4 protein-coding genes are annotated in these 15,593 nt (G+C 63.5%); 3 read left to right on the forward strand and 1 reads right to left on the reverse strand.

The features are described 5' to 3' along the window. Positions 1 to 71: 71 nt before the first annotated feature. Positions 72 to 4,910: an NAD-glutamate dehydrogenase gene (locus QFZ91_RS41160; protein ID WP_429570812.1), complete on the forward strand. Its 4,839-nt coding sequence runs from the start codon at positions 72 to 74 to the stop codon at positions 4,908 to 4,910. 171 nt (positions 4,911 to 5,081) lie between these two features. After that, the gene (locus QFZ91_RS41165) at positions 5,082 to 5,987 is read left to right on the forward strand and encodes a cation diffusion facilitator family transporter (RefSeq protein WP_429570813.1); all 906 of its coding nucleotides are present in this window, start codon (positions 5,082 to 5,084) and stop codon (positions 5,985 to 5,987) included. A gap of 82 nt (positions 5,988 to 6,069) precedes the next feature. Here the strand turns inward: QFZ91_RS41165 and QFZ91_RS41170 are convergent, their stop codons facing one another. Beyond that, positions 6,070 to 7,050 (reverse strand): aldo/keto reductase, encoded by a 981-nt coding sequence (locus tag QFZ91_RS41170; protein ID WP_429570814.1) that lies wholly within the window; start codon positions 7,048 to 7,050, stop codon positions 6,070 to 6,072. A gap of 341 nt (positions 7,051 to 7,391) precedes the next feature. On the opposite strand from QFZ91_RS41170, the gene QFZ91_RS41175 reads away from it, so the two are divergent. Further along, entirely contained in the window at positions 7,392 to 15,569 is an 8,178-nt protein-coding gene (locus QFZ91_RS41175; RefSeq protein ID WP_429570815.1) for a hemagglutinin repeat-containing protein, read from the forward strand. Positions 15,570 to 15,593 lie beyond the last annotated feature (24 nt).

Below are 15,593 nucleotides of genomic sequence, written 5' to 3' on the forward strand. Positions count from 1 at the left end.
ATAATTCCAAGTCAGACGTTGCCTGCGAATCACGCGATACTCACCATTGCCGCCAGCCAGGGGAGTCGATCATGCAAGCAAAGAACGAAGAAGCCGTCACGCACCTGCTGAACGATGTCGTCGAATTTGCGCGGGGGCGGTTGCCGGAACCGACCTTCAATATCGTCGAACCCTTCCTGCGGCATTACTACGATTTCGTCGACACAGGCGATCTGCAAAGCCGCTCGATCGCCGATCTGTACGGCGCGGCGCTCGCCCACTGGCAGACTGCGCAGCGCTTCGTGCCGGGCGAGCAGCGGCTGCGCGTATATAACCCGATCCTCGAACAGCATGGCTGGCATTCCGATCACACGGTGATCGAGATCGTCAACGACGACATGCCGTTCCTCGTCGATTCGGTCTCGATGACGGTCAACCGCCATCGGCTCGCGCTGCATTCGGTCGTGCATCCGGTGTTTCGGATCTGGCGCGCGGCGGACGGCAGCATCGCACGCGTGAGCCAGGGCGCCGAAGAAGCCGGCGATACGCGCTCGCATCTGACCTCGTGCATCCATTTCGAAGTAGATCGTTGTGGCGATGCCGCAAAACTCGACGCGTTGCGCGACGATATCGCCCGGGTGCTCGGCGACGTGCGCGCGGCGGTCGAGGACTGGCCGAAGATCATCGAACGCGCGAAGCAGACGATTCAGGATATGAAGGCGCGCGAGACCGGTCCCGAGGGTGTCGAAGCGCGCGCGTTCGTCGAATGGATGGTCGCGGATCATTTCACGTTCCTCGGCCAGCGCGATTACGAACTGGTGCAGCTCGACGGCGGCTTTGGTTTGCGGGCGGTGGCGGGCTCCGGTCTCGGCATTCTGCGCGATGCGCAGGGGGCGGGCGGCGCGCCGGAAGTCACGCCCTTGCCGCCGGCGGCTGCGGAGATCATCTCCGGCTCGTCGCCGATCTTCCTGACCAAGGCCAATTCGCGCGCCACGGTGCACCGGCCCGGCTATCTCGACTATGTCGGCATCAAGCTGAGCGGCGCCGATGGCAGGGTGACGGGCGAACGGCGCTTCATCGGCTTGTATACGTCGACCGCTTATTTCGTGTCGGCCGCGGAGATTCCGATCGTGCGGCGCAAATGCGCGAATATCGTCAGACGCGCCGCATTCCTGCCGAAAGGTCATCTGGCGAAATCGCTGGTCACGGTGCTCGAAACCTATCCGCGCGACGAACTGTTCCAGGCCGACGAAGACCAGCTGTACGACACCACCCTCGGTGTGCTGCGTTTGCAGGAGCATCAACGCACGCGGCTGTTCGTGCGGCGCGATCGCTTCGATCGCTTCGTGTCGTGCCTCGTGTTCGTGTCGCGCGACAAGTACAACACCGATCTGCGGCAACGCATCGCGAACCTGCTCGCCGACGCATTCAATGGTGAGAACGTCGAATTCACGCCGCTGCTGTCGGAATCGACACTCGCGCGAATTCATTTCGTCGTTCATGCCAAAGCGGGGGGCATGCCGAGCGTCGATACGCGCGAGCTCGAAGCGCGCCTCGTGCAGGTCGCGCGACGCTGGCAGGACGATCTGGCCGACGCATTGCTCGACGCGTACGGCGAAGAGCAGGGCAACCGTTTGCTGCAGCACTACACTGACTCGTTTCCGGCCGGCTATCGCGACGACTATCCGGCGCGCACGGCGGTGCGCGATATCGAACTGATCGAGCGCGTGCAAGGCAGCGAGCGCCTCGCAATGAACCTGTACCGGCCGATCGAATCGGGACCGCGGGCGTTCCGCTTCAAGGTGTATCGCGCGGGCATGCCGATCGCGCTGTCGCGCAGCTTGCCGATGCTCGAACATCTGGGCGTGCGCGTCGACGAAGAGCGGCCTCATCTGATCGAGGCGCCGGGCGCGATGCCCGCGTGGATCCACGACTTCGGCCTCGAACTTGCGGACGATACCGAGTTCGACATCGAGCGGGTCAAGGATCTGTTCGAACAGGCGTTCGAGCAGGTGTGGACCGGCACGATCGAAAGCGACGACTTTAACCGCCTCGTGTTGCGTGCGCAGCTCAATGCGCGCGAGGTGACGATTCTGCGCGCGTACGCGAAGTACTTGCGCCAGGTCGGTTCGACGTTCAGCGACGCGTATATCGAACGCGCGGTGACCGGCAATCCGGCGATTGCGCGCATGCTCGTAGACCTGTTCGTCGCGCGCTTCGATCCGGCGCTCGGCGCGGTACGCGAAGCCCGCGTCAACGCCTGTCTGGAGTCGATCGACAGCGCGCTCGACCAGGTGCCGAATCTCGACGAAGACCGCATCCTGCGGCAGTTCCTCGGCGTGATCAAGGCGACCAAGCGCACCAACTACTACCGCCATGACGCTCAGGGGCAACCGAAGCCGTACCTGTCGTTCAAGTTCGATCCCGCGCAGGTGCCCGGCCTGCCCGAACCGAAGCCGATGTTCGAGATCTGGGTCTATTCGCCGCGCGTCGAGGGCGTGCATCTGCGAGGCGGGCGCGTCGCGCGCGGCGGCCTGCGCTGGTCGGATCGGCGCGAGGATTTCCGCACGGAAGTGCTCGGCCTGATGAAGGCGCAGATGGTGAAAAACGTCGTGATCGTGCCGGTCGGCTCGAAGGGCGGCTTCGTCGTCAAGAATCCGCCGCCGCAGAGCGAGCGCGATGCGTGGATGCGCGAAGGCGTCACGTGCTATCAGACCTTCCTGCGCGGCTTGCTCGACGTAACCGACAATCTGGCGGGCACCGACGTCGTGCCACCGCCTGCCGTGGTACGCCACGATCCCGATGACCCGTATCTGGTCGTCGCCGCCGACAAGGGCACGGCCACGTTCTCCGACTACGCGAATGCAATCTCGCAGGAATACGGATTCTGGCTCGACGACGCGTTCGCGTCGGGCGGCTCGGTCGGCTATGACCACAAGAAAATGGGCATCACCGCGCGCGGCGCGTGGGAGTCGGTCAAGCGGCACTTCCGCGAAATGGGCGTCGACACGCAGAGCCAGGACTTCACGGTGGTCGGTGTCGGCGACATGTCGGGCGACGTGTTCGGCAACGGCATGCTGCTGTCTCCGCATATCAAGCTGCTCGCCGCGTTCGATCACCGCCATATCTTCCTCGATCCGAATCCCGATCCCGCCGCGAGCATGGCGGAGCGCGCGCGGCTCTTCATGCTCGACCGCTCCAGCTGGGCCGATTACGATCCGTCGTTGATCTCGGCGGGCGGCGGCGTGTTCCCGCGCAGCGCGAAGACGATTCCGCTGTCGCCGGCGGTGCAGGCGGCGCTCGGCACCAGCGCGGCGGCGCTGTCGCCGGCCGAGCTGATGCGGGTGATTCTGCAGGCGCCGGTCGATCTGCTTTATAACGGCGGCATCGGCACCTACGTGAAGGCGAGCCGCGAAACCAACCAGCAGGCGGGCGATCGTGCGAACGACGCGATCCGCGTGAACGGTGCCGACTTGCGCTGCAAGGTGGTGGCCGAGGGCGGCAATCTCGGCTTGACGCAACTCGGCCGCATCGAGTTCGCGCAGCGCGGCGGCCGCATCAATACCGATGCGATCGATAATTCGGCCGGTGTCGATTGCTCGGATCACGAGGTCAACATCAAGATTCTGCTGGGTCTCGTCGTCGCCGATGGCGAGATGACGGAGAAGCAGCGCAATGCGCTGCTTGCAGAAATGACCGATGAAGTCGGTCTGCTCGTGCTGACCGACAACTACTATCAGACCCAGGCTTTGTCGATCGCGGGCCGCTTTGGCGTCGAGCTGCTCGATGCCGAAACGCGTTTGATGCGCTATCTGGAGAAGGCGGGGCGGCTCAATCGCGTGATCGAGTTTCTGCCTACAGACGAAGACGTCGCCGAGCGTGCCGCCGCGAAGCTGGGACTGACGACACCCGAGCGCGCGGTGCTGCTCGCGTACAGCAAGATGTGGCTCTATGACGCGCTGCTCGAATCGTCGATGCCGGAGGACCCGCTCGTCAGCGACATGCTGATCGAGTACTTTCCGAAGCCGCTGCGGCAGCGTTTCCGCGAACCGATGCAGCGCCATCCGCTGCGCCGTGAAATCCTCGCGACGCATCTGACCAATGCGCTCGTGAATCGCGTCGGCTGCGAGTTCGTGCATCGGCTGATGGAGGAGACCGATGCGCAGCCCGGCGACATCGTGCGCGCGTGCATCATGGCGCGCGACGTGTTCGATCTCGATCAGATCTGGCGCAGCATCGACGCGCTCGACAACCGTGTCGCCGACGACGTGCAGGCACGCATGTTCGCGGAGGTCGCACGGCTCGTCGAACGTTCGGCGCTGTGGTTCCTGCGGCATCTGCAAACGGGCTCGGCCAACGGCGACGTGAGCGGCCTGCTCGCGCGCTGCCGCGATGCCGCGCAGCGTCTCGCGCCGCAATGGCCGGTGCTGTTGCCGGCCGCTGATCTCGAAGCGTTGTCGGAGCGGCAGCGGGCGTTCGTCGATGCGGGTGTCGATAGCGATCTCGCGGTGCGGATCGCGAGCGGCGAGGTGTCGGCCGCGCTACTCGATATCGCCGAAGTCGCGTCGACGTGCGAGCGCAATCTCGAACAGGTCGCGGGCGTCTACTTCGCGCTCGGCACGCTGCTGAACTACAGCTGGATCAGCGAGCGCGCCGCTTCGTTGCCGGCGCCGACGCATTGGGACATGCTCGCGCGCGCATCGGCGCTCGCCGAACTCGCCCGCCTCAAGCGCGCGCTGACCACGAGTGCATTGGCTGGCGCGACCGATGCGTCGACGCCCGATTCGCTGGTGCAAACGTGGCGCGAGAAACGCGCGGCGCAGCTCGAGCGTTATACGCGTCTGCTGACCGATTTGCGTGCGACGGGTGGCGCGAGTCTTTCGGTGCTGCTGGTGGTCGTGCGGGAGATGGCGGCGCTCGAGCGGGCGTGAGCTGCGCGAAGGTGGAAAGGGCACTTGGGGTGCTGGCGGCACGGCGACACGTCGGGTCTGATTCCTGCGGGCTGGTGTGTCGTTGTCGTCCATAATACCGAGTGCTTGCCGATCGCTTCGGTCGTGCAATACCCGACAATACCCAGCACCTTCACGGACGTCCGCCCGCAGATGAAAGAAGAATCGCCGAAAGCCATTTTCTACGCGCTCGCCGCCAACCTCGGCATCGCCGTCTGCAAGTTCGCCGCGGCGTCGTTCACCGGCTCCGGCTCGATGTTCGCCGAAGCGATTCACTCCACCGCCGACTGCGGCAATCAACTGCTGCTGCTTTTCGGGCTGCGCGAAGCGCGCAAGCCGGTAAGCCCTTTGCATCCGATGGGCAGCGGCCGCGAAATCAACTTCTATTCGCTGCTGGTTGCGTTGCTGCTGTTTTTCGTCGGCGGCGCGTTTTCAGTGTATGAGGGCGTGCATCGGCTGATTGCGCGCGAGCCGTTGCAGTACGCGTTCGTTGCGTTGGCGGTGCTCGGTGTGTCGGTGGTGCTCGAAGCGCTGTCGCTGTGGGGCGCGATCAAGGAGATTCGCAAGACGTATCCGGACAAGAACCTGTGGCAGTGGTTTCGCGAGACGCGCGAATCGGACCTGCTGGTCGTGGCCGGCGAAGATGTCGCCGCGCTGTTCGGTCTCGCGATCGCCTTCGTCGCTGTGCTATTGACGATGATGACCGGCAACCCCGTGTATGACGCGCTCGGTTCGGTCGGAGTCGGTCTTCTGCTGATGACGATCGCGTGGCTCGTCGCGCGTGAAGTGAAGTCGATGATCGTCGGTGAATCGGCGAGCCCGGAAGTGCGCGGCGCCATCGACGCGCATCTGCGCGCGCGCCCCGAGATTCGCAGCATCATCAACATGATCACGCTGCAGTGGGGACGTCACGTGGTGGTGGCGGTGCAGGCGGAAATGATCGACTATGCAAGCGGCCGCGCGATGGTCGATGCGATCAATGTTATCGAGGCCGACTTGCAGGCCACGTTTCCTCAAGTGCGCTGGGTGTTCTTCGAACCGGATGTGCCGCGTAGTTAGCGAAGAGGTGGCGAAACGCCCCGCACTGAAATCGCGGGCCATTCCGCCTGAGCCAACTGGACTCCTGTACGCGCCAAAGCGCTTATTTGAACCCTGCCACCGCATGCGGCACATACAGTTCTTCGAGCCGCTGAATCTCTTCGCCGCTGAGCTTCAACGACAGCGCCGCGACCGCATCGTCGAGATGATGCAGCTTGGTCGCACCGACAATCGGCGCGGTAATCGGCTTCTTCTGCAGCACCCACGCTAGTGCAACTTGCGCGCGCGGCACGCCGCGCTCTTTCGCGATCTCGCTGACCCGCTCGACGATACGCCGATCCGCTTCCTGCGTCTGCGCGTACAGTGTGCGGCCAAACTCATCGGTTTCAGAGCGCGCGCTCTCGGTGTCCCAGTCACGCGTCAAGCGTCCGCGTGCAAGCGGACTCCACGGAATCACGCCGATGCCTTCGCTCTCGCACAACGGCAGCATTTCGCGCTCTTCCTCGCGATACAGCAGATTCACGTAGTTCTGCATCGTCACGAAGCGGGTCCAGCCATTGCGTTCGGCCACCTGCAGCGCCTTGGCAAACTGCCATGCGTACATCGACGACGCGCCGATATAGCGCGCCTTGCCGGCTTTCACGACGTCGTGCAGCGCTTCCATCGTTTCTTCGATCGGCGTGCCGTAGTCCCAGCGATGAATCTGATACAGGTCGACATAGTCGGTACCGAGCCGCCGCAGACTGTGATCGATTTCCGCCATGATCGCCTTGCGTGACAGCCCCGCGCCGTTCGGACCCGGATGCATGCGGCTATTGACCTTGGTGGCGAGCACGATCTCATCGCGTTTCGCAAAGTCCTTCAGCGCACGGCCGACGATTTCCTCGCTGGTGCCGTCCGAATAGACGTTGGCGGTATCGAAGAAGTTGATGCCGTGATCGAGTGCCTGCTTGATGAATGGCCGCGCGGCTTGGTCGTCGAGCGTCCAGGTATGCGTGCCGCGCGAGGGCACGCCATAGCTCATACAGCCGAGACAGAGACGCGATACATCGAGGCCGGTGCGGCCGAGTTTCACATAATCCATCGTGTTGCTCTCCTATGGTGAAGCGCACAAACCCGCTGCGAGGGAAGGACCTTCGATTATAGGGAAACGACGGCAAGCGCGTCGTCGCGAGCCGCGGTCGGTTTCGATCGCTTCAATGCAAATGGCGAGTGCCGTGAACGACAGTTAAGAAAAGTCTGCAAAAGGCGTGGATTTGATGAGGCGTTGGAATCACTGGAAAAGCGGTAGACAACTGCGATCGTTAAATATCGACAAATTCAGAATAATTCAGAATTGTCTCGTAGTCTTCATTTGCTCTCCTTGATAACCTTTTGATGGCGTTGCATTGCGCAGGGCTTCATCGGGGATCACAGGTATAGGCAATGAATAACCGTTGTTATCGGCTTGTGTTCAGCAAGCTTCGGGGTATGCTCGTCGCCGTTGCGGAGACTGCAACCGGACATGGGAATGCCCGTTCCGGTGAGGCCGACGCACCGGTCGCGCTGCCATCCCTCACGCTGTTCGCGATGCGTCACGCGGCCTTCGCGGTGCTGGTGCTCGCCGGATTCGCTCCCGCTCTCTCGGATGCGCAGATCGTGCCATCGGGCGCGCACGCGCCGAATGTCATCCAGACGCAGAATGGTCTGCCACAGGTAGACATCAACCGTCCGTCTTCCGCTGGTGTATCCGTCAATACATACGGACAGTTCGACGTACAGAAAAACGGCGCCATTCTCAATAACTCGCCGTCTATCACGAACACACAACTCGCAGGCCAGGTGAACGGTAACGCGAATCTTTCGCCAGGCCAGTCCGCGCGGATCATTCTCAACCAGGTCAACAGCAATTCGCCCAGTCAGCTGCGCGGCTTTCTTGAGGTGGCCGGGAGCAAGGCCGAGGTCGTCGTCTCAAACGGATCGGGCATCATAGTTGACGGCGGCGGCTTCATCAATACCACGCGCGGCGTTCTCACCACCGGTACACCGATACTCGATGCGGGCGGCAACCTGAGCGGCTTTAACGTGACTGGCGGCCTCATTACAGTCGAAGGCGCGGGTCTCAATAACCCGGATATCGACCGGGTGGACCTCATCGCGCGCGCGGTGCAGGCCAACGCTGCCATTTACGCGAACAACCTGAACGTCGTTACGGGCGCGAATCAGGTCAATCACGATACGCTCGCCGCTCCCCCGATTGCAGGCGATGGTGCCGCGCCAGGTGTGTCGATCGACGTGAGTCAGCTTGGCGGAATGTACGCGCAACGTATCGTGCTGGCCAGCAATGAATACGGTGTCGGGGTGTCCAATGCGGGCGTGATCGCCGCCCAGGCGGGTGACCTGACGCTCACGACGCAGGGCAAGCTGGTTCTCACCGGCAAGACAACCGCGAGCGGCAATCTTGCGGTGTCAGCGGCGGGCGATGTGCAGAACAGCGGCTCGACCTACGCGCAGCAGAACCTGAGCCTCAGTGCGGGCAACCTCACCTCGACCGGCACGCTGGGTGCCGGGATCAACGCCGACGGGATTGCCGGTCAAAGCGGCGATCTGAACCTGAGCGCATCCGGTATCCTGTCCGCGACCGGCCAGAACCTCGCGGGTGGCCGCGCATCGCTTCAGGGGGCGTCACTCAATCTCGCCGGTAGCAGCACGCTAGCAAACGACGACATTGCGTTGACGGCAACGGGCGGCGACCTGAACACATCAGGCGCAACGGTGACGACCGGCGGTTCGCTCAATGCCACGGCGACGGGTGCGCTCTCCAACGTGCAGGGGCAACTCTTTGCGACGGATATCGCGGTGTCCGGGGCATCCATCGACAACACCTCGGGCCTGATCGACGGCGACCAGTTGCGCGTATCGAGCACGGGTGCGCTCATCAACCGTGACGGCACGATCCAGCAGACGGGTGCAACTGACCAGACAATCACCGTGGGCGGCGCGCTGGATAACACGGGCGGCACGATTGCCTCCAACGCGCAGCACCTCACGGTGAGCGCGCAGTCGATCACGAACGACAGCGGCAAGGTTGCGCACGCGGGTACAGGCACGCTGGCCGTGAGTTCGGCAGGCGCACTCTCCAACGTTGGCGGCCAGATTGCGACGAACGGCGCGCTGCAGACCGCAGCGGCCTCGCTCGACAATACGGGTGGCAGGCTCGCCGCGCAGCAATCCGCGAGCATCGCCGCCGCCAGCGGCATCGTCAACCGCGACGCCGGGCAGATTTACGGCGACGCGGGCCTCACGGTTTCCACCCAGGGCGATTTCGACAACTCGGGCGGCTCGGCACAGAGCGGTGCAGACCTGACGCTCGACGCGTGCGGCAGGATCATCAACGCGGGCGGTGTGATTGCCGCGAACGGCGCGGCCGGGACGCTCGCCGTTGCGGGTTCGGACATTGACAACACGTCCGGCTCGATCACGAACGCGGGAACCGGACAGACCACTCTCAGCGCTGCCGGCACGATCACGAACACCGCGGGCGGGCTGGGCGGTAACGGCGATGTACAGGCTAACGCGCAGAACCTCGTGAACCGCTTAGGCGGGCAGCTGGTGGCGGGCGGCGGCGCCACGCTTGCCATCACGGATACGGTCGATAACACGGCTGGCACGCTCTATGGCGGCACGGCGCTGAACCTGAACCAGCCCGCCGCGACGCTCATCAATGATGGCGGCGCCATCGAGAGCGCGCAGGACGTGTCGCTGCGGGTGGCGTCCATGTCGAACGCAGGCGGCGCGGTGCGCGCCAATCGCGACATCGGCATGAGCGGTACGCTCGCGGGCGACGGCGGGATGACGGCGGGCCGTGACCTCACGCTGGCCCTCGAAGGCGACTTCGCGAGCAATGCCGCAACCTCCCTGCATGCGGACAACAACCTGGCACTCGGTGTTGGCGGCACGTTCACGAACACCGCTGCACTGGAAGCAGGCAACGCGCTGACGGTGAGCGCGGCCAATGTCGTTAATGCGGCCGGCGCGGACATGAATTCGGCGGCGACCACCGTCAATGCCACCGGCGACATCGCGAACGCAGGCACGATCGAGGGCGATGCGGTCACGACAAACAGCGCCAGCCTGAACAACACGGGCGCGGTGATTGGGAACAGCGTCATCGTCAACGCCACCGACGTGACCAATGAGGGCGCGCAGGCGGTTATCGCGGGGGCATCGTTCCTTGGAGTCTACGCGGGCAGTTCGCTGACGAACGCGGACGGCGCCCTGATCTACAGCGGCGGGAACCTGGAACTGGCGCGCGACAATGCGCGCGACTCCACGGGTCTGCTCGCGAACCAGACCGGCATCATCACGAACAGCGCGGCCAGCATCCAGGCGGCGGGCGATATCGACGTGGCCGCGCACACGCTCACGAACCAGCGCACGGGCGTTCAGACTGAAGCCGGGACGCCTGTCACGACCGAGGGGCCAACGCTGACGCTGTGGACGATGGGCATGCCGGTTGACGAGGTCGCCAGCTACCACAGCGCGATCTATGAGCAGTGGATTTTCAGCGGCACAGGGGCCATCGGTGGGCAGGTCATCGGCAAGCTGGCCAAGCCACTGGTCGTGACGTTGCCTGCTTCGCAGGTGACCAGCATCGACGCTACCAGCCAGACGTTCTCGCTCACTACGCCACTGACGGATACCTACAGGGTGTGCCCGACCACCTACTGTGTCGCGGACCCGCAGACCCGCACCATTACCAATAACGCGGTGCAGTATTACCAGAGTCTGACGCAGAACAGCGACGGTACGGTCACGATCGCTTTCTATCCGGACTTCGATCCGGCGAAGAACATCGCACCGGACCAGGTCAGGATCAATACGTCGCTTGGCGACGACAGCCACGATTACGTTGAACTGAGCCGCACGTCCACCATCACCACCGTGACCGACCAGCTTCTGAACCCCGGCACGGCGGCGGCGATCCAGGCGCAGGGTTCGATCCGCGTCAACGCGGACGGCGGCACGATCAACAACGACTCGTCCACCATGGCCGCAGGCGGGGACCTCGTGCGCCGCGCGACGGGCGGCTCGGTAAACGATACGGGCATCCTGTTGCAGCAGACCGGCACGCAAACGGATGTCTCGACCTACTACTGGCACGCAAAGATCAGCGACAGCAACGACACGAGGACGGATGTCAAAGATAACGCGGTGCCGTTGCCGTCCACCACGGTTGCCTCGCTGCCCGCGATTGCGACGGCCAACCAGACCGTCCAGACCGACGCCCAGGACATTACCATCGGCTCGGTGGATCGGGTAGGCCAGACAGTCACCGGCGCAGGCGTATCCGGCGGTGACGCAACCGGCACCCAGCTGGGAAGCACCAGCGCCTCGGGTAACCGCACGCAGACGCTCGGTGCTGGTCTGAAGCTTCCGGCCAGCGCGCTGTACACGTATCAGAGCGCACCCGGCGCGCCCTATCTCGTCGTCACCGATCCGCGCCTGACGAGCTATTCGAAGTTCATTTCAAGCGACTACATGCTCGCCCAGCTCGGCCTGAATCCGCAGGTGATCGAGAAGCGTCTCGGTGACGGCATGTATGAGCAGCAACTGGTGATGGAACAGGTCACGCAACTGACCGGGCGCACGTTCCTCGGGCCTTACACCAGCAACCTGGACGAATACACGGCGCTGCTGGACAACGGCGTGTCGTATGCGAAGGCATTTGATCTCACGGTGGGCGTCGGGCTGACCGATGCCCAGATGGCGCAACTGACGACCGACATGGTGTGGCTGGTGAGCCAGACCGTCACACTGCCGGACGGCTCGCAGCAGACGGTACTGGTACCCCAGGTTTATCTCGCGAAGTCCAGCACCGTTGATCTTCAGGGCAGCGGTGCGCTGGTGGCCGGTAACCGCGTGAACCTGAACGCGACCGGCGATGTGACGAACAGCGCCCACGTCGCAGGTGACGTGGCGACCACGGTCATCGGCAACAACATCGTGAACCGGGGCGTGATCGGAAGCGGCGGCGCGACGACGGTCGCCGCCGTGCAGGATGTGACGAACATCGGCGGTCGCATTGGCGGCGTCGATACGGTAGTCAGCGCAGGCCGCGATATCGTCAACCAGAGCACAACCGCCCAGGCCGCGGTAACGGGTGGCAACGCCGGCTTCACTTCGAGCGCAACCGGCATGGCGGTCCAGTCGGTGGGCACGATTTCGGCATCGGACAGTGCGACCGTCATGGCGGGCCGGGACGTGACCATGAGCGGCGCAGCGATCCAGACCGGGGGTGATGCGACCATCGCGGCGGGTCGCGATATCAACGTGGGCACCACGACGCTTACGGCCACCCATGATGCGGGAACCACTGACGGCCTGAATGGCTACCACAGCACCACCACAACCAGCGTTGGCAGCACGATCACGACCGGCGGTAACCTCACCACCGTCTCGGGCAACAATACGACGCTGACCGGTGCGCACGTTCAGGCGGGCGGCGATGCGACGATGGTGGCGGGTGGCGACCTGACGGTGACTGCGGCGAAGGACACCGCCACGTATATCGGCCAGTCGATGGGCGGCAAACTCGCGCACCACAAGGATTCGACCTACGACGAAACCGCCCAGGGCAGCAGCATCAACGCGGGCGGCACCGTTGCGCTGGCGGCGGGCCAGGGCGGAACGGGCAATCTCTCGGTTCTCGGCTCATCGGTGAGCACGGGCGGTGTCAACGGCGCGACCGGTGGCGGTGTCATCCTGCAATCGACTGGCGATATCACGGTCGGCGCGGTGACGGAAACTCACGATGCGGATCACTGGTCGCAGACGAACCATTCGAATGCGCTGTCGAGCAACAAGATCACCGACACGTCCACCTCGCATACGGTGCTATCGGTCGGTTCGACCGTATCGGGCGATACCGTGGCGGCCAGTGCGGCGCACGATCTGAACATCAACGGGTCCACCGTTGCGTCAACGAACGACATGACGCTCGCGGCGGGCCATGATCTGAACATCACGACCACCCAGGATACGAGCGAGCGCAGCACGCTTCACGAGGAGCAGGCTTCGGGCTTCGGCGCGATGAGTGGCGGCGGCGCGAGCATCAACTACGGCACGCGCGAGCAGAAGGACACCACGCACGACAGCACCGTCACCAACAACGGCAGTCTGGTCGGCAGCACGAACGGCAGCGTGACGATGGCGGCGGGCAACGACCTGCATGTCACGGGCAGTGCCGTGCTGGCCGCCCAGGACGTCACGGGCATGGCGGCCAACGTCATCATCGACGCGGCGACGAATACGTCACACCACGACGAAACGCAGGAGATGAAGCAGAGCGGCTTCACGCTGGGCCTGTCCGGCAGCGTGGGCGATGCGATCAACAGCGCTGTCCAGCAGGGGCAGAGCCTTGCGAGCGGCAACAGCGACGGGCGCGCAACGGCGCTGCATGCCATCGCGGCGGGCGGTAACGCTGGCATGGCCGTGTCAGGGGCCAAGGCGCTGGCCGATGGCGCCAAGGGTCCGAATGCGCCGAGCATCGGCGCGCAACTGAGTTTCGGTTCCAGTCAGAGCAGGAATACGTTCAACGAGGACCAGACGACGCATGCCGGCTCGACAGTCCAGGCAGGTGGCACGACCACGTTTGTTGCAACGGGTGACGGAACCGCGGGCTCGGGCAACATCACGATTGCCGGTTCGAACGTGAGCGCGAATGACGTGGTGCTGGCCGCCAGGAATCAGGTCAATCTGCTCAATTCGACCGATACCGATATCACCGCCAGCACGAACAAGTCGAGCAGCGCGAGCGTCGGCGTGTCCTACGGCACGCAGGGCTTCGGCGTGTCGGCGTCGATGTCAAATGCGCATGGCGACGCGAACAGCGACGCAACGATGCAGAACAATTCGCACGTGAGCGGGGCGAACAGCGTCACGATCGTGAGCGGCGGCGATACAAACATCATCGGCTCGAATGTGAGCGGTGGTGCGGTCACGGCCAACGTTGGCGGCAACCTGAACGTTGAAAGCGTGCAGGATACGACCGCGAGCACCGCGCATCAGAGCAGTGTGAGCGGCGGCTTCAGTGTCAGCCAGGGCGGTGGCAGCGCGAGCTTCAGCGCCCAGAACGGCCACGGGGATTCGAGCTATGCCCAGGTCAATGAGCAGGCGGGTATCCAGGCGGGTGATGGCGGTTTCAACATCAACGTCAACGGCAATACCGACCTGAAGGGTGCGGTGATTGCGAGCGACGCCGATGCGTCGAAGAACAGTCTGACGACGGGCACGCTGACGTTCAGCGATATCGAGAACCAGTCGCACTACAGCGCGTCGAGCAACGGTATCAGCGCGGGCGTGGGCGTAGGCAACACCGGCAAGGCGACGGGTCCGGGTTCTGTTAGTGGCGCACCCGGCGTTACGCCGATGATCTCGCAGAACGAGAATGGCGACGAAAGCGCCACCACGCGCAGTGCTGTGAGCGCGGGTGCGATCAATATCACGGACGGCGCGAAGCAGACGCAGGATGTGGCGAGCCTCAGCCGCGACACGACGGATACCAACGGGACGGTCTCGAAAACGCCGGACGTGAACGACATCCTGAACCAGCAGGCGGACACGATGGCGGCGGCGCAGGCGGCAGGCCAGGTAGTCGCGCTGGGTATTGGCGCATATGCTGAAGCGAAAGAGCAAGCGGCAAAGGACGCGGGTGACGCAGCCGCAGCCGCAGCATGGGCCGAGGGTGGCGACAATCGCGCGCTGTTACACGCGGCCGGCGGCGCGCTGATTGGTGGCCTCGGCGGCGGCAGCACGTTCGGGGCTATCGGTGGTGCTGCCGGGGCGGGCCTGTCGTCGAAATTTGCGCCCCAACTGGAAGGCATTTCGAAGGGGGTAGCATCTGAAACTGGATCGGATCTGCTGGGCAACCTCGCTGCGAATGTGACGGCGGGTGTAGGTGGCGCGCTGGTGGGCGGTACGGCGGGCGCGGCTACTGGATCGGCGGTCGAGTTGTACAACCAGATGAACCATCAGAAAAAGGACCTGGTATCGCAGGCGTGCGGAGCGGGAGCGCAGTGCAGTGACGCAACGCTGAATGCGGCGATTCAAGCGCAAGGTGCCAATGCAGATACGGCATCCGCCAATATGAAGACAGGTGCGCTTTACGGTGTGCCCGCTGCTGTGGTCATTGCGCTTGGGCCGGAAGCGGTAACTGCGGCGCTTCTTGCGGGGGGATTTGACTACGCGGGAAGTTACTATAACTTTAAGAATGTGCCGGGTAGCGACGCACCAAACATCACCAACTCGTATTTAGCTGGAATGGTGGGTGGTCTGAGTACCCCACTTGCGATAGGTGGCGCTGCCATTGCTGGATTAGGAAGGTTCGGAAAAATTGGTGCGAATGGCTATAACGCTGCAGTGAGCGGTGTTGGCGCTTTTGGGGTTGCCGGAATGACAGGAAATAACCCAGATGCCGCTGCAGCAGGAGCTACAATTTCTTCGGCTCTGGGTTCTGGGGCGAAAGCAGCCCTACCTGCTCCACTGGGCAGCGTTTTGAATCAAGCAATTCAAGGCGCAGCAGGTCCTATTCAGACGGCCATTCAAAATAGGTTATCGAAATGATGAAAAATGAATGGCGAAAGCTAT

The sequence above is a fragment of the Paraburkholderia sp. JPY419 genome, from assembly GCF_050435705.1.
GTDB lineage: Bacteria > Pseudomonadota > Gammaproteobacteria > Burkholderiales > Burkholderiaceae > Paraburkholderia > Paraburkholderia youngii.

Excerpts from the sequence above, each read along its gene's own strand:
- QFZ91_RS41160 (WP_429570812.1), top strand. The coding sequence starts at position 72 with ATGCAAGCAAAGAACGAAGAAGCCGTCACGCACCTGCTGAACGATGTC.
- QFZ91_RS41170 (WP_429570814.1), bottom strand. The coding sequence starts at position 7,050 with ATGGATTATGTGAAACTCGGCCGCACCGGCCTCGATGTATCGCGTCTC.
- QFZ91_RS41175 (WP_429570815.1), top strand. The coding sequence starts at position 7,392 with ATGAATAACCGTTGTTATCGGCTTGTGTTCAGCAAGCTTCGGGGTATG.
- QFZ91_RS41165 (WP_429570813.1), top strand. The coding sequence starts at position 5,082 with ATGAAAGAAGAATCGCCGAAAGCCATTTTCTACGCGCTCGCCGCCAAC.